This window comes from Pseudomonas sp. MEJ086, from assembly GCF_030209025.1.
Lineage (GTDB): Bacteria > Pseudomonadota > Gammaproteobacteria > Pseudomonadales > Pseudomonadaceae > Aquipseudomonas > Aquipseudomonas fulva_A.
Genome location: NZ_JARVSV010000004.1, coordinates 140,778 through 156,425, shown reverse-complemented (window position 1 = coordinate 156,425; position 15,648 = coordinate 140,778). Strand labels below are relative to the sequence as shown.

Genomic DNA, 15,648 nt, shown 5'->3' with positions numbered 1-15,648 from the left:
GCTCCTGGCGCAACTGACTGACCCAGCGGCGAAGTGCGGTGGGCCCGATATCCAGATTGGCGCAGACCTGGGGCACTGATTGCCCTTCGTCCAGCACCATGCTGGCCGCCTTGATCTTGAAATCGTTCGAGTAGGAGTTACGCATAACAAAACACCCCCTGTTGTGGACGCCATCATAGCGCCCGATTGAGGTGTCCAGATTTATTAAGCCAGTTCAGAGCCGCTCCATTCAGGGCTTGCCGCTACCTGGCGCATTGCGCCGCCCTTGTTCCACCACCCAGTCGATGACCTGCTGCGAGAGCTGGTCGTTGGCGGCGCCGAATGTCTTCACCACCGATGGCACGGCGGTGTCGTTGGCGATATGCCGTACTTCGAAGCGGCGGCTGGCGAGGATGCGCTGATTGCCTGCCTGCACCAGGCGGGCGTCGAGCAGGATGTGCACTTCCGGCCGACCGTTGCGGTACTCGCTCTGGAAGGCGCGCAGGTCGCTACTCAGTTCAAGATCGGCCTGCAGGCGGCTGTCGTCGCTGCTGACGGCACCGATACGACCGTCATCGAGAAACGCACCAATCAGCCGATCACGAAACAGGGCGGGAGCACGATCGCTCCAGCGCGCCCCCTGGTAGGCGCTGATCAGGTCGCCGTCCGGCAGCACGGCAATTCGTGGGCTGTCGAGCAACTGGCTGCTCTGCGGTCGGTTGACCCGTAGCGACCAGTTTTCTCGCGGCACATCCGCGGCGCGTACGGGCAGATTGCTGGGCAGCAGGTAGACGCTCAGCGTCTCGCCCGCGGGAAGAATCGAGCAGGCGCTGAGCAGACCGGTCAGCAACAGAGCGCCAGCGGTGGCGAGTGCTTTCATGGTTGGAACTCCTTGATGCTGTCGCTGCGCAGCAGGTAGCCGGCGGGGTCCTCTTCCAGGCGCCGAGAGAACGAGCGCAGAGAGCCGAGCGTGTCACGCAGTTCGTTGATGGCCGGGCCCAGCTCACCGATGCCCTGCATGCCGCCGTCGAGTGCGGCACGGTTATCCTGCAGCAACTGCTCGATATTGTTGCTGGTGCGCTCGAGCGAGGTCACCAGGCGTTCGGCACTGTCCAGGGTGTTCTGCGCCGGGCCGGAGAACAGCTGGTTGGCGTTGTTCATCAGGGCTGCGGCTTCGCGTCCGGCTGCGCTCATCTGAGTCAGTGCCTCGCGCAGCTCGTCACGCTGTTCGGAAACGCTGGCAGTGATCTGCTCGAGATTGCGCAGGGTCTTGGCGATGTTCTGGGTGTTCTCGCGGGAGAACATGGCGTTGGCGCGGTCGAGCAGGCGAGTGACGCTGACCATCAGGTCTTCGCCATTGGCCATCAGCCGTGACAGCGGCGAGCGGTCGGCGATGATCACCGGCGTTGCACCATTGCCGGCTTTCAACGGCGGGCTTTCGGGTGAGCCACCATGCAGCTGGATCACCGCGCCACCGGTGATATTGGTGATGGTCAAGCGCGCGCGGGTGTCTTCCTTGATCGGTGTGGAACTGGTGATGCGGATGTTCGCGTGCACCTTGCGCGGATCCTGCGGGTCGAGGGTCAGGCTGGTGACGTCACCTACGCGAATGCCGCTGTATTGCACGGCGCTGCCCTGGGACAGGCCGCTGACCGCCTCGGTGAAGACCACTTCGTAGTAGTTGAACTGCTTGTCCGCGCTGGACTTGCCCAGCCACAGGGCGAACAGCAGGATGGCGCTGACGATCGCCACCGTGAACATGCCTATCAATACGTGGTGGGCACGCGGTTCCATTCAAACACTCCTAGGCACAGCGGCCTGCTCGGCGGCGCGTCCGCGCGGTCCGTGAAAATAGTCGTGAATCCAGGCATCGTCGGTGGCGGCGACCACTTCCAGTCTGTCAGCCACCAGCACGCGTTTCTGCGACAGCACCGCCACCCGGTCACAGAGGGTGTAGAGCGTATCCAGATCGTGGGTAACCAGAAAAACGCTGAGGCCCAGGGCATCACGCAGGGTGCGTATCAACTGGTCGAAAGCCGCGGCGCCAATCGGGTCGAGGCCCGCCGTCGGTTCATCGAGAAACAGAATGTCCGGCTCCAGTGCCAGGGCGCGGGCCAGGGCTGCACGCTTGATCATGCCGCCCGACAACTCGGTCGGGTATTTGTCGCCCGCATGGCTGGGCAGGCCAACCAGCGCCACCTTGGATTCGGCCAGGCGCTCGGCACTGGCACGGGTGAGCCCGGCATGTTCGATCAGCGGCAGGGCGATGTTCTCCAGGACGGTGAGCGAGGAAAACAGCGCGCCACGCTGATAGAGCACGCCGAAGCGCCGCTCCAGTTCGGAGCGACGTTGTGCCGACAGCGTCAGCAGGTCTTCGCCGAATACCCGCACCGTGCCCGCGTTGGGCTGACGCAGGCCGACGATGGTGCGCAGCAGCACGGACTTGCCGGTACCCGAACCGCCCACCACGCCAAGCACTTCGCCGCGGTACAGATCGAGATCCAGATGCTGGTGAACCACCTGCGGGCCGAACTGATTGGTCAGGTCGCGTACCTGGATGATCGCTCTCTCGCTCACCAGCCCATCTCCATCAGAAACAGGGCGGCCACGGCGTCCACCACGATCACCACGAAGATCGATTGCACCACGCTGGAGGTGGTGCGTTCCCCCACCGAGCGGGCGCTGCCGGTGACCTTGAAGCCCTCCAGGCAACCGATCACGGCAATCAGAAAAGCGAAGATAGGTGCCTTGAGCATGCCCACCAGGAAGTGATTGATCGGGATGTTCTCCTGCAGCAGGTAGAGGAACATCGGCGGCGAGATATCCAGCGTCAGCATGCACACCATGGCGCCACCAACCATGCCACATACCATGGCGACGAACGTCAGCAGCGGCAGGGCGATGAGCATGGCGAACACCCGCGGCAGCACCAGCAGCTCCATCGGGTTGAGACCCAAAGTGCGGATCGCGTCGATTTCCTCGTTGGCCTTCATCGAGCCGATCTGCGCGGTGAAGGCACTGGCAGTGCGGCCGGCCATGAGAATGGCGGTGAGCAGTACGCCGAATTCACGCAGGAATGAGAACGCCACGAGGTCGACCGTGTAGATGGTCGCCCCGAAGTCGGCGAGGATGGTCGCGCCGAGGAAGGCCACCACGGCGCCGACCAGAAAGGTCAGCAAGGCAACGATGGGCACCGCGTTGAGGCCGATCTGTTCCAGGTGTGAAGCCAGGGACGTCAGCCGCCAGCGGCGCGGGTTGAACAGAATCAGCAGCATGCTGCTGAGGGTGAGGCCGACGAAGCCCAGCAGGCCGACCGCCTTGTGCCAGACCCCTTCCACCACTTCACCGATATGGCCGAAGAACTCCCGGTAGGTCGAGCGGGCGGGATGCTCGGCGGCCTGCTGATCCGTCTGCATGGCGGCGGCGACGGTCTGCAGCAAGGCGCGGCGTTCGTCGCTGAGCGTTGCCGTGAGCAGTAGCTCCATCAGCCGTTCGGCACCGAGCAACTCGACCAGCAGGCTGGCGCCAGCGGTATCCAGCGCGTCCAGTTCGCTGATGTCGGCATGCAGATCATCGGTGCGCTCGCGCCTGATCGCATCCACCTGAGGGAGCAGTGCACCATAGTGTGCGAGCGTCCAGTCTCCACCCACCTTCAGCGCAGCGGCGTCGGCAGTGGCAAGGGAGATGTAGGGCGGGTTGGTCATGGTCGACAGCTTAACGCTCGAACGTTCGTGTGGGACATCCGTAATAGAGCCTCGAGGGTCCCTTGTAAACCCTGGCTTGCATGCACGATTCGCAAGGCGCGTGGCAAACCCGCGCTGGTGCGGGCTATGGGTAATCGACTGACCAGGGCGGACGGGGTTCGAATAAATCGTTGCAGGCGATGAATCGAATCGCAAAAGCCCGATGGTTTTGCCAGGCAACAGACCCTAGCATTGATTCTTTCCGTCAGCGATTCAGGAGTTTCCCATGCATATCGACGAAGCCATTCGCAGCCGCCGCGCCATCAAGGGCTACGACGCAGGGTTCACCCTCAGCAGTGAAGAGAAGAACGAGTTGCTGCAATTGGCACTGCTCGCGCCGTCAGCGTTCAACCTGCAGCATGTGCGGCTGGTCGAGGTCAGTGATCCGGCCTTGCGTCAGCAGATTCGCGAAGCTGGCTGGGGGCAGGCGCAGATGACCGATGCCTCGATGCTCGTGGTGATCTGTGCGCAGGTCGATAGCTGGGAGCAGAATGTCGGTCGAGTGTGGGAGGGGGCGCCGGTTGAAGTGCAGCAGTACATGGCGGGTGCCATCGACACCTACTACCGTGACAAGCCTCAGGTGCAGCGTGACGAGACCATGCGCAGTTGTGGCCTGATGGCGCAGACCCTGATGCTGGCCGCTCGTGGCAAGGGCCTGGACTCCTGTCCCATGGATGGTTTCGATTTCGATGCCGTGGCCAAGCTGATCAATCTGCCGGAAAATCACGTGATCGGCCTGATGGTCGCGGTGGGCAGGAAAGCTGTCGATGCCAAGCCGCGGATCGGCAAGCTGCCATTCGACGAGGTGGTGATCCGCGACCGGTTCTGATCATCCTTCGCTTTCTTGGCGCGTGCTGCGTATCTTGGCCGAGGGGGTAATCAGCAGGAACCTAGTCCTGATCCGTTGCCTCCAAGCTTGTAGACCCGTCAAAAGCGAGGAATACCATGCAAGTTCAAGTGAACAGCAACCATATCGAAGGCAGTGCCCGACTCCAGGAATGGGTCGGCGCATCGGTGGCGGATCGTCTGGAGCGTTACGAGGAGTTCCTGTCGCGTGTCGAAGTGCACATCAGCGACGAGAATGGCAGCAAGAGCGGTGCCGATGACAAGCGCTGCCAGATCGAAGCCAGGCCCAAGGGCCATCAGCCGCTTTCGGTCACTCACAAAGCCGAGTCACTGGATCAGGCGGTGGAGGGCGCTGCCGAGAAGATGCGCCACGCGCTGGAGCATCTGGTCGGCAAGCTGGAAAGCAAAGCGGTCGGTACCGGACATCTCGAGCAGGAACTGGATGTCAGCGAGCCGGAAAATTCCGATGCGCTGCTGCAAGAAGAGTTTCTGGAACGTCAGGAGGCGCTCGGCAAGGAATGATTTCTCGATGCGCTTACTCGTTCGGGTGAGCGCATGTTCCCAACTCGTGCATGAAACCGGCCGCCATGGGGCGTCGTTATCGCGACGTCCCATGGCGGCCGGTTCGTTTGTCAGGCCACCAGGCTGCGTCCGATGAAGTCCGGTGACTCGGTCTGCCGATACGTCGAGATGGCTTGCTCGGCCAATCGCGGGCTGACCTGGTAGGCATTGGTGACCGCTGGATTGGTTTCCAGTTGTACCCGCTGCCTTGCCAGGTTCTCCGCCGACAGCGGGTTGAGGTTGTCCTGACGCTGCTCCTGCAAGGTCTCCAGGCGCTGCTCACGCAATTGCTCATCGAAAGCGTTCGCCGCATCTTCACGTTCGAGACGCAACTGCAGCGCTCGCTCTTCTCTCTCCTCCTGCAAGGCGATGCGCTGCTCACGTGCCTCACGCAGCTGCTCCTGGCGATCCTGCTCTAAACGCTGACGTTCGAGCAGGCGCTCCTGCGCTTCATTGAGACGCTGAGCGGATGGCGTCACCCGCTCCAGTTGGTTGGTCTGCAGGCCATTGCCCGACGACGTAACGGGGCGGTAGCTGTACTGGCCGATATTCATGCCGTCGATAGAAAGGGGCATGAGTCACCTCATCTTTCGCTTCGATGCTTTCAGTCTAAGCCTGGTATCACGCACCCCTTAGGCGGATGTGTCATAAACCCAAGAACCGGATGGACTAGCACTTTTTCGGTGGCTGAATGTCCGGCAGTCGCGTCGATCTGCGTCATCTGCGCGCAAAGGTGCATGGTTGCTCGCCTGCGCGGTCAGAGGCCAAATGCCCGAGCGAAGCGCCTGGCGGCGGGGAAGGGCGTTGCGGAGCATGCTGTATTTCCCCAAGAACGCGACGAATGGCAGGAGTTATCGGCTTTTCCGGGCAGATGTCGTTTGACGGCCTACTATGAACAGCAGGGGCCGTTGCCTGATCGTGGTGATCTGCGAGTTCGTACGATTCGTAAAAAAGCATGGCCTGCCGCGCAATCATCCAAGCGCTCCACTGGAAGAGGAAAGCGTCATGCAGCCATTCAGTTTCGCTACGGCCGCCCATCTCATCTGCGAACCGGGAGCCGTGCAGCGGCTCGTGCCCTTGTGCCGAGCATGGGGAGCGCGTTCGGTGGTGTTGGTCACCGATGCCGGTGTCGCTCGGCTCGATTTTGTCGAAGAAGTACGGGCTGCCTTTGCTGCCGGTGATATCGCCCTGCACCTATTCGATGGGGTGACGGCGGGAGCACCGGAGAGCGTGGTAAACGCCGCGGCACACTTCGCGAAGAACGTGCAGGCCGGCCTGATCATTGGATTCGGCGGCGGAAGCTCTCTGGACGTTGCCAAGCTGGTTGCCTTGCTGGCCCACCCGCAATGCAGGCAATCGCTTGATGATCTGTATGGGCTCGACAAGGCCATGGGGCAGCGCCTGCCGTTGATTCAGGTACCGACCACTGCAGGCAGTGGCTCCGAAGTCACGCCCATTGCGGTGGTCACTACGGCTCATGCGACGCGTATCGCGGTGGTGTCGGCTCGTTTGCTGCCGGACCTGGCGCTGCTGGATGCTGATCTCACCCTGCAATTGCCAGCGCCTGTAACCGCCGCCTGCGGCATGCTCGCCATGGGCCACGCTGTCGAGGCGTACACCGGCGCGCGGCGCAAGAATCCGCTGTCCGACATGCTCGCTCGCGAGGCGTTGCGCTTGCTCGGCGCCAATCTGGACGAAGCGGTGCACAACGGCAGTAACCGCGAGGCACGTCAGGCCATGCTGCTTGGCGCCTGTCTCGCCGGTCAGGCCTATGCCAACGCGCCTCTGGCGGCAGTGCATGCCCTGGCCTATCCCCTCGGCGGGCATTGTCAGGTGCCTCACGGGGTGAGTACGGCGGTGCTGTTGCCGCATGTATTGGGCTTCAATGCAGCCGTCGCCGCACCGCTTTATGAAGAGCTGGCGCCGCTGTTGCTCGGCGAGCGTTTGCGCGCGGGCGATGCCACGGATCATACCGAGCAGTTCATCATCGAACTGGCCGACCTCAGCGAGCGTAGTGGTCTGCCTGGGCGCCTGCGTGACATCGGTGTCGACCAGGCGCTGCTGCCACGTCTGGCCACCGATGCCATGCTGCACGAGCGTCTGCTGGCCAATAATCCTCGGGAGATGACCCAGGCCCATGCGCTGGCGATCTATCAGGTCGCCTACTGATCGAACGGCTGCTCGCGGGTTGTCAGTGGTGGCGGAGGCCGGCACCATGCCGGCTTATCCTCCACGCAAGGTGTCGTCCCCATGCAGCAGCCGCAGCATCTGCGCGAGCACTACCGTCATTTCCTGCCGATCACTACGCGCTGGCATGACAACGACCTATACGGGCACGTCAATAACGTCACCTACTACAGCTATTTCGATAGTGCGGTGAATACCTATCTGATCGAGGTGGGCGGCCTGGACATCCACCGTGGCGAGGTCGTCGGCTTCGTGGTCAGCTCCAGTTGCGACTACTTCGCTTCGATTGCCTTTCCCGAGCGCATCGAAATCGGCTTGCGTGTCGGCAATCTGGGCAATAGCTCGGTGCAGTACGAGCTGGCGGTGTTCAAGGAAGGGGAGCAGCAGGCCTGTGCGGCCGGGCGCTTCGTGCATGTGTTCGTCGACCGGTCGAGCAACCGACCGGTTGCCATTCCGCAAACGCTACGACTGGCGATGGACGCGTTGCGAGTCCGTTGAACGACCAAGGGCGCTGACGGCGCCCTTGGTTGTATGGATATTAGCGATGACGATGTTTGTGATGGCGTTTGTAGTGCTTCTTGCCATGGCGATGGCCGTTATCGCGGTAGCGGGATTCGTTACGGTTGCTGTCGGCCACCTCGTTGGCCAGAGCGCCACCGGCAGCGCCACCCAGACCTGCGCCAATGGTCGATGCGGTGCTGCCACCGAACTGGCTGCCCAGTACCGACCCGCCTGCTGCACCCAGGCCGCCGCCCAATGCGGCTTCCGTTTTGTTGCGTGAGCTGATGGCGCCACCTGCTGCGCCGCCCAGGCCAGCGCCGATCGCGGCGCCTGTGCTGCCACCCAGATGCTGACCGACGATATTGCCGAGTGCGCCACCGACGCCGCTGCCAATGGCGGTCTTGGTGGTATCGGCGTTGGCCAGGGGAGAAACCAGTGCACTGAAAGCCAATGCGGTAAGGAATGTACGCATCGCGCAACCCTCGAAAAATACCCTTGCGGGCGTAGTCATGGCATGGCCATGGATCATGCGGTCGGCGGTGCTGTACCGGCGACACAAGCTTAGAGCCTGATCTGCAAGGAAATTCCCGAGAGGGGAGATTAAAGATACACGAATGAATGTATCTAAATGTGTGCGACGTTGGGCTTGCCCAGGCGGCGCGTGGCTTTGTCCGTATTCAGAACAGCGAACGGGAGGCCTTGATCAGGAACCAGCCCTCGCACTCGGTATTGTGGCCCGAATAGGCCGAACAGGCGTCGCCGCTCAGGCTGGAGTCCGAATAGGAAAAATCGAAGTCGATGCCTTTCCAGGGCCGAGACAGGCTCAGGGACCAGTCGTTGAACGAACTCACCTGGCCGCCGCCGGAAACCGTCTTGGGGTTGTCGAGCAAGTGATTGCCGTAGCGCACCACGACGGCCATGCCCAGCAAGTGGATGCGGCCCAGGTCGGCCAGAACCGTACTGTTGAAACGGCTGGGGTCATTGCTGAAGGAGAAGCCGAAGCGTCGTGTGTCATAGGTCAGGCCCGCGTAGACGTCCTGACTGTCGAGGTAGGTGTAACCCGGATGGCTGTAACGAATGGTGCCGACTTCATAGCCAAGTGAGTCGACGAATTGCTGGCGATAGCCGACATAGCTGTTGAGCTCCATGCGACTGCCTGGACTGATACCCAGATTGGGCGACCACTGTCCCAGATACCAGCCGCTTGGATGGCTCAAGTCGAGGCCACCGTGAAAGGCGCCGCCGCTCTCTGGCTTGACCAGCCCCTGCGCCATGCTGCGGCTCGGCGTAGTCCCCAGGTTGAGCTCGTAGTCACCCAGCTCGCGCTCCATGATCGCCGCCTGGGCGTGGATGCTCAGCAGAGCCGCCCCAAGCAGGACGGCAGATGAAAACCGCATGGTATTCCCTCCCGTTGCAGGCCAATGACCCAAGTGCCAGGCAGTCGGCCTGGTGGTCATTCGCACGGTTGTCGCTCGTCTGGCAGAAACCCGAAGGGCCACATCGTGGCTTGGGTTGGAAACTACGCGCTTCGGTCGAGCGCTCAAGCGGGCACGTTAACCGAGGGCGGTAACGGCAAAGGGACATCAGAGCTTATTTTTGGCGATAAGTGCCACTGTTTCCGACGAGCTGCATGCATCGGGCATGCCGTACGCAGCCAGTCACCCTCCCGCTCCAGCCATGCGCCGGAGCGGGAGGGCGGTGCCAAGGCTTACAGAATACGCGCGGTTTCCTGCGCCGCGTGCAGGCGAATGGCGACGAACTTGGAGGTCGGCGTGTGGCTGCCCAGGCCGACGCTTTCCAGCGGCACCAACGGGTTGGCTTCCGGGTAGTAGGCGGCCGCCTGGCCTGCCGGGATGTCGAATGCCAGCAGCGTGAAGCCGACGACCTTGCGCTCGATGCCATCGTCCCATAGCGACGTGATGTCGACTTTCTGGCCGTGCTTGTAGCCCAGTCGCGTCAGGTCGGCCTCGTTGACGAACAGCACGTCACGCTGACCACGGACGCCGCGGTAGCGGTCGTCGAGGCCATAGATGGTGGTGTTGTACTGATCGTGAGAGCGCATGGTCTGCAGGATCAGATCCGGCGTCTGGCCGCTGTTGCGGACCTGTGCTGGCAGCAGATCGGCGAGCAGGGCGTTGGCCTTGAAGTTGGCCTTGCCGGTGGTGGTTTTCCACTGGCGGGCCCCAGCCGAGTTACCCAGGTAGAAGCCGCCCGGGTGCTGTACGCGGTTGTTGAAGTCCTGGAAGCCGGGGATGGTGTCGGCAATCAGCTCACGGATGCGGCTGTAGTCGGCGATCATCGCATCCCAGTCCACCGGGTGATTGCCCAGGGTGGCCTTGGCGATACCGGCAACGATGGCCGGTTCGGAACGCATTTCCTTCGACAGCGGATCGAGCTGGCCGTTGGAGGCGTGGATCATGCTGAACGAATCCTCCACGGTCACCGCTTGCGGGCCGTTGGCCTGAACGTCGATGTCGGTACGGCCGAGGCACGGCAGGATCAGTGCGTCGGTACCGGTGGTCAGGTGGCTGCGGTTGAGCTTGGTGCTGATCTGCACGGTCAGCTCGCAGTTCTGCAGTGCCTGATGCGTGCGTGGGCTGTCAGGCGTGGCCTGGGCGAAGTTGCCACCCAGGGCGATGAACACCTTGGCCTGGCCATCGACCATGGCGTTGATCGCTTCCACGGTATTGTGACCGTTTTCGCGGGGCACCTTGAACTGGAAGCGCTTCTCGATGTTGTCGAGCAGCAGCACCGGTGGGCGATCATTGATGCCCATGGTGCGGTCACCCTGCACGTTGCTGTGGCCACGTACCGGGCACAGGCCCGCGCCAGGGCGGCCAAGGTTGCCGCGCAGCAGTTGCAGGTTGACGATTTCCTGGATGGTCGCCACCGAGTGCAAGTGCTGGGTGATACCCATCGCCCAGCACATGATCACCTTGTCGGCGCGGCGGTACATCAGGGCGGCCTGCTCGATGTCTTCCAGGGTCAGGCCGGACTGCTCGACCAGCGATTCCCAGGAGGTTTCATCGAGCACCGCCAGGTAGGCATCGACGCCATCGGTATGTTCGGCGATGAAGGCGTGGTCGAAGACCGGCTTGTCACCCTTGGCGACCGCTTCGCGCTCCCACTGCAGCAGGAATTTGGCGATACCCCGCAGCGCCGCCATGTCGCCGCCGAGAGCCGGGCGGAAGAATGCGGTGTTCAGCGGCTCGGAACCGTTGGTAAGCATTTCCAGGGCATGTTGTGGGTGCTGGAAACGCTCCAGGCCACGCTCTTTCAGCGGGTTGAAGGCCACCACCTGGGCGCCACGTTTCACCGCCTCACGCAGCGGCTCGAGCATGCGCGGGTGGTTGGTGCCCGGATTCTGGCCGAGCACGAAGATGGCATCGGCGTGTTCGAAGTCCGCGAAGGTCACGCTGCCCTTGCCAATGCCGACGCTCTGGATCAGCGCGACACCGCTGGCTTCGTGGCACATGTTCGAGCAGTCGGGGAAGTTGTTGGTGCCGAACGCGCGAACGAACAACTGATACAGGAACGCCGCTTCGTTGCTGGCCCGGCCGGAGGTGTAGAACTCGGCCTGGTTCGGGCTTTCGAGGTTCTTCAGGTGTTTGGCGATCAGGCTGAAAGCGTCGTCCCAGGAGGTCGGCACGTAGCGATCGGTGCTTGCGTCGTAACGCATCGGCTCGGTCAGTCGGCCCTGATACTCGAGCCAGTAGTCGCTCTGTTCACGCAACTGGCTGACGCTGTACTTGGCGAAGAACTTCGCGTCGACGCGGCGTTTGGTGGCTTCCCAGTTGACTGCCTTGGCACCGTTCTCGCAGAACTTGATGCGGCCGTCTTCCGGGGAGTCGCCCCAGGCACAGCCCGGGCAGTCGAAGCCGCCGTTCTGGTTGGTCTTGAGCAGCGCACGCAGGTTCTTGAACGGCTGTTTGCTGTCCAGCCAGAACTGGGTGACGCTGATCAGCGCACCCCAACCGGCGGCAGCGCCTTTATAGGGTTTGTAACGCGGGTTAACGGGTTGCAGGCTCATGGCTGTTCTTCTCTTGCAGGCGGCGCGGGGCTGTAGACCCGGGGCGCGCTGTGGTGGGGCAGATGGATCAGGTTGAGGTTGTGCCGGCGCGCCCACTGCACGGTGAGGGCGGTCGGTGCCGAAAGGCTGACCAGATTGCCGAGGCCGGCTCTGACCGCCTTGTGAATCAATTCCAGGCTGCAACGGCTGGTTACCACCGCAAAGCCCTGGCGAACATCGAGGTGTTCGCGCAGCAGGGCGCCGATCAGCTTGTCCAGCGCGTTGTGCCGGCCGATGTCTTCACGGCAGGCGCGTATCTCGCCACTGCCATCGACATACAGGGCGGCATGCAGGGCACCACTGCGGCGGGCCAGGTCCTGAACGGCGGCGATCCGCTCGCGCAGGTTGACCAGGTGAGCGGGGTCGGGCAGCTCGGCCTTGGCCAGGGTGGTCAATTGCGGCAGGGCCTGGTCGAGGGCTTCCACGCCGCACAGGCCGCAGCCACTGCTTCCGGCCAGCTGCCGACGCTGTTGCTTCATTGCCCAGAATGCGCGGCTGCTTATTTCTACTTCGGCATTGATCGCCGCGCCGATATGACGCAAACGAATGTCATAAATATCGTCGATGGAGTCGACCACTGCACTGCTGAGGCTGAAACCGGCGATGAAGTCCTCCACTGCTGTGGGCGACACCATCATCACGGCATAACTGATGCCGTTGTAGCTGATGGCCAGCGCACTCTCCTGAGCCAGGACGGCGCAGTCGCCGGTCTCTGGGTTGCCGAGCTCCGCGTAGGCGTAGCTCTCCGGCTGCGCGGCAGCTGGTGCGATAACGTCGGAAGTGCTGGATATCTCGGCTGACCGGGGCACGGCAAGCTCCCCTGCGGCGGATTGACACAGAGAAGCGTAGGCCCTTGGCCAGTATGCGTCTAATCGCTGTTGCCGATGTCTTGATCGATGCTGTCTATCGGTCAGGCGGGTCGGGCTCTGCAATCGGGCTTTCCGGCCCGGGTCGGAAGATCAGGTATGAGCCTGGAAGTGCCGCAGGACGGCGTTCAGCGCCTCGGTGTTGTGCTGATCGATATCGATGATGCGGTAACCCGCCCAGCATTGCTGGCCTGGCTCGCCCTCGCGGCTCCACAGGCAGTCTCCGATGAAGTGCAGCTCGCCCACGCCGTTGAGCGGCGTCTGGCACACCAGCTGGCATTCCACCAGGGTATCGGCAGGCTGAGACGTTGGGCTGCAGAGCATGAGTCCATCGCTGGAAATGTCGGCGACACGGCCGAGGTAGCGGCCGCTGTGCTGTTCGAAAACTTCAAGCAGTGACGTGGCCTGGTAACGGGCATGCTGACGACGATCATCCATACACGAACCTCATTGATTGCGGCCGGTGAGTTGCTGCAGAACGCGATAAACGGCGGTCAACGCACGATCGACCATGGGCGCCGCGCGGTCCGGTTTGCTGAGGCGTGCCGTACCCTGTTCCATTTCCAGGGCCAACTGGCTGATCGACTTGACCGCGGCACGCTGTCCGTTGAGGTCGACGAACATGTAGTTGTGGGTCGTGGGGCTGTACCAGGACAGCTTCAGCGTCTGCCGTCTATCGCCTTCGATGAATTCGAACCAGGTGCCGAACTCGATTTTTTCCAGATCACCCACCAGGCGCATGCCACCCTGCGACAGTGGTGCGTTGGCCAGGGTCGGGTCGAGGAGCGCGGCATCGTCTCCCAGCATCGCGCCTAACTGACTTGGGCTGGGCGGCAACGCAAGCCCTGAGGCGATCCCCGGTTGGCCCGCTTGCACGGCGTGCTGGCAGGCGACCAGGTCCTGCAACAGGCGGCGGATATCGTCTTCGTGATAGCCGCCCAGCAGCATCAGGCCTTTGCGTAGCGCTTCGAGCATCTCGACGCGTACCCGCTGCAGGTGGTCCCGTTGCGCCGCATCGAGTGGCGTACCGCTCCAGGCCAGTTGCTCGGCGGCTTCGCTGGCGCGCTGCCACTCGCTGCTGGTTGGGCCGTGGCGCAGTTGAATGAATACCAGCACGTCGATCCAGGTGCGTTCGAGGAAGTGGCGAATGATCGGCGGCGGCGAGCGTTTGGCCAGGCTTTGCGCGATGACCTGAGCGGCGGTGTGTCGTGCGCCAAGTAGCTTGTCGCGGCCCTTGGCGGTTTCCACGGCACGGCGTTCCTGCAGGTCGACGCGTTGCTTGAGCGTGCCCGTGAACTCGCTGAACTCGCTGAACAACTCGTCGAATAGGTGCAGGTCGCCCGTGAAGTGCTGAATCACCTGCTTCACCACCCAGTGCACCTTGGCCAGCAGGCCATGGGTTTCATCCACTGCGCCGTAGAGCACGCCAGCCTTGGCCATGGCGTTGATCAGCTTGCGCGCCGGGTGGTGCTGGCGGGTGAACAGTGCCTTGTCCAGCAATGCCACTTTCAAGTACGGCGTATGCAGGTGGGAGAGCGCGACCTTGTAGGGCTGAGGCAGATTGTCGTCATCGAGAATGAAATCGAACAGCATGCCGACCAGGTCGATGACATCGGTTTCACGATTGCCCAGGCGGTGCTGCTGCGGATCCTCGCTGTGGCTGGCCAGTTGTCGTTGCAGGTCAGCCTTCAGCCCGGCGACCTGCAGGGGGTGTTCCAGGCGCAGGGCCAGTTCGCTGGCGGAGGTCTGCTGCATGCGATTGAGCGCCGCCAGTAACTCACCCGCATCGTAGGTACGCCTCGCCCCCTCTGGCGCGAAACTGGCCATGCTGGGCGTGCCGCTGAGCAGGCTGAGTGCGCTCTGGTGCTTGCGGTACTCGGCGAGCAGGGCGCTGACACCGTCGACCAGCTGATTCAGGTCGGCAGGCGGCGCGGCATCCAGATCGGGCAGCGCGGGCTCATCGGTCACGTTGCTGCGGGTCTGCTGCCGTGCCGCCTCGGGCTGCGCAGGCGCACGAGCTGTCTGCGCCGAGCGCGTGGCGGTGTATTTCAGGTTGGGCAGCACGCCGGCATCTATGAGGCGCTGATTGAGCGCGTCATACAGCTTGTCCAGTTCGTGCATGAGTTGTTTATCGAACAGGCCATACAGCACCAGCTTTATCTGTAGCGTCAGCCCACAGGGAGCCAGTGCGCCCAGAAAAGCCTGGGCGATGGTTTTCGGCGCGATCGGGTTGCTGCCTTCCGGCAGCGGCTGGCCGTTATTGAGCAGGGCCAGGCGCTGCTCCAGCGCGAACAATGCCTGGGCGCAGCGGGCCTGAACGCGGCTGGCCATATTGGTCACCTGAAGGATCTCTTCGTAATCCTCGGTCTGTACCAGGGCCATGTCCTCGGCATGCATATCAGTGGGCGATGTCGTGGTTGCTACCCGCTTGCCGTCGAGAAAGTCGGCAATGCCCTGAGAGATGCTGAGGTGATAGTGGCGTTCGATCTGCGGGCGCAGTTTGCGGATGCTGCGCATGTTGTCGAAGAACAATGCCTGCACCTGATTGTTCTCGGCTTTCTCCGCGCACTGGAAAAGGGTGTCATCGACCTGGGCGAAGGTGCGCTGCAGATTATCCGCCAGATGATTGAGCACCATCTTGCGGCAGCTCTGCCCCAGCTCACTGAAGCGGGGTTGGATGCCTCGGCTTGCCAGTGTGCGCGAGCCGTTTGGTGGTGTCGGCGGCGTGCCCTGAGTGGTCATCTGTAATCCTGATTGAAACCTCACCGTGGTGCTTCGAACAGTGCAGGTATGCGGTGAAGGTATAGCAATTGGCCATTCTTTCGCAAAGCATTGTCATAAAAGCAATTTAGGGGGTTGACATGTGTTCGCGGAACCGTAAAATGGCGCGCCTCTG

General features: G+C 62.4%; 16 protein-coding genes. 4 read left to right on the top strand and 12 right to left on the bottom strand.

Going from position 1 to position 15,648, the window contains the following annotated elements; genetic code table 11:
* From QRN22_RS02540 to QRN22_RS02520, 5 genes are all read right to left on the bottom strand, one after another.
* On the bottom strand, positions 1–145 hold a 145-nt coding region (locus QRN22_RS02540), incomplete at its 3' end, for a transposase (RefSeq protein ID WP_285401186.1).
* 84 nt (positions 146–229) lie between these two features.
* A complete protein-coding gene (locus QRN22_RS02535) occupies positions 230–859 on the bottom strand; it encodes an ABC-type transport auxiliary lipoprotein family protein (protein WP_042554674.1) in 630 nt (209 codons plus the stop codon).
* Positions 856–1,773, bottom strand: coding sequence for an MlaD family protein (locus QRN22_RS02530; RefSeq protein WP_042554675.1), 918 nt, complete (start codon positions 1,771–1,773; stop codon positions 856–858). The genes QRN22_RS02535 and QRN22_RS02530 overlap by 4 nt, the downstream gene beginning before the upstream one ends.
* A complete protein-coding gene (locus QRN22_RS02525; protein WP_042554676.1) occupies positions 1,774–2,556 on the bottom strand; it encodes an ABC transporter ATP-binding protein in 783 nt (260 codons plus the stop codon). It abuts the gene before it with no gap.
* Positions 2,553–3,683 (bottom strand): MlaE family ABC transporter permease, encoded by a 1,131-nt coding sequence (locus QRN22_RS02520; protein WP_042554677.1) that lies wholly within the window; start codon positions 3,681–3,683, stop codon positions 2,553–2,555. The genes QRN22_RS02525 and QRN22_RS02520 overlap by 4 nt, the downstream gene beginning before the upstream one ends.
* Before the next feature lie 265 nt (positions 3,684–3,948).
* Between QRN22_RS02520 and QRN22_RS02515 the strand changes: the two genes are divergently transcribed.
* Positions 3,949–4,551, top strand: a complete 603-nt coding sequence (locus tag QRN22_RS02515; RefSeq protein ID WP_042554678.1) for a nitroreductase family protein — start codon at positions 3,949–3,951, stop codon at positions 4,549–4,551.
* A gap of 116 nt (positions 4,552–4,667) precedes the next feature.
* Positions 4,668–5,090 carry an HPF/RaiA family ribosome-associated protein gene (locus QRN22_RS02510; protein ID WP_042554679.1) on the top strand — a complete coding sequence of 141 codons (423 nt, stop codon included), beginning with the start codon at positions 4,668–4,670 and terminating at the stop codon, positions 5,088–5,090.
* Between the two features lie 110 nt (positions 5,091–5,200).
* On the opposite strand, the gene QRN22_RS02505 is transcribed toward QRN22_RS02510, so the two are convergent.
* On the bottom strand, positions 5,201–5,704 hold the full coding sequence (locus QRN22_RS02505; RefSeq protein WP_042554680.1) for a hypothetical protein: 504 nt from the start codon (positions 5,702–5,704) through the stop codon (positions 5,201–5,203).
* 430 nt (positions 5,705–6,134) lie between these two features.
* Between QRN22_RS02505 and QRN22_RS02500 the strand changes: the two genes are divergently transcribed.
* Together QRN22_RS02500 and QRN22_RS02495 are read left to right on the top strand one after the other, a co-directional pair.
* Complete coding sequence (locus tag QRN22_RS02500) at positions 6,135–7,298, top strand: iron-containing alcohol dehydrogenase (protein WP_042554972.1); 1,164 nt, start codon at positions 6,135–6,137, stop codon at positions 7,296–7,298.
* Between the two features lie 81 nt (positions 7,299–7,379).
* A complete protein-coding gene (locus QRN22_RS02495) occupies positions 7,380–7,814 on the top strand; it encodes an acyl-CoA thioesterase (RefSeq protein ID WP_042554681.1) in 435 nt (144 codons plus the stop codon).
* A 40-nt stretch (positions 7,815–7,854) separates the two neighbouring features.
* On the opposite strand, the gene QRN22_RS02490 is transcribed toward QRN22_RS02495, so the two are convergent.
* The 6 genes from QRN22_RS02490 to QRN22_RS02465 form a co-directional block, all read right to left on the bottom strand.
* On the bottom strand, positions 7,855–8,289 hold the full coding sequence (locus QRN22_RS02490; protein ID WP_042554682.1) for a glycine zipper domain-containing protein: 435 nt from the start codon (positions 8,287–8,289) through the stop codon (positions 7,855–7,857).
* 205 nt (positions 8,290–8,494) lie between these two features.
* Positions 8,495–9,214 carry a TorF family putative porin gene (locus tag QRN22_RS02485; RefSeq protein WP_042554683.1) on the bottom strand — a complete coding sequence of 240 codons (720 nt, stop codon included), beginning with the start codon at positions 9,212–9,214 and terminating at the stop codon, positions 8,495–8,497.
* A gap of 311 nt (positions 9,215–9,525) precedes the next feature.
* The gene (locus tag QRN22_RS02480; protein WP_042554684.1) at positions 9,526–11,847 is read right to left on the bottom strand and encodes an FdhF/YdeP family oxidoreductase; all 2,322 of its coding nucleotides are present in this window, start codon (positions 11,845–11,847) and stop codon (positions 9,526–9,528) included.
* Positions 11,844–12,695 carry a formate dehydrogenase accessory sulfurtransferase FdhD gene (gene fdhD, locus QRN22_RS02475; RefSeq protein ID WP_042554685.1) on the bottom strand — a complete coding sequence of 284 codons (852 nt, stop codon included), beginning with the start codon at positions 12,693–12,695 and terminating at the stop codon, positions 11,844–11,846. Before fdhD ends, QRN22_RS02480 begins: the two co-directional genes overlap by 4 nt.
* Positions 12,696–12,845: 150 nt before the next feature.
* Positions 12,846–13,190 (bottom strand): PilZ domain-containing protein, encoded by a 345-nt coding sequence (locus QRN22_RS02470; protein WP_042554686.1) that lies wholly within the window; start codon positions 13,188–13,190, stop codon positions 12,846–12,848.
* A 9-nt stretch (positions 13,191–13,199) separates the two neighbouring features.
* Complete coding sequence (locus QRN22_RS02465) at positions 13,200–15,494, bottom strand: DUF1631 domain-containing protein (RefSeq protein WP_042554687.1); 2,295 nt, start codon at positions 15,492–15,494, stop codon at positions 13,200–13,202.
* Positions 15,495–15,648: the final 154 nt, after the last annotated feature.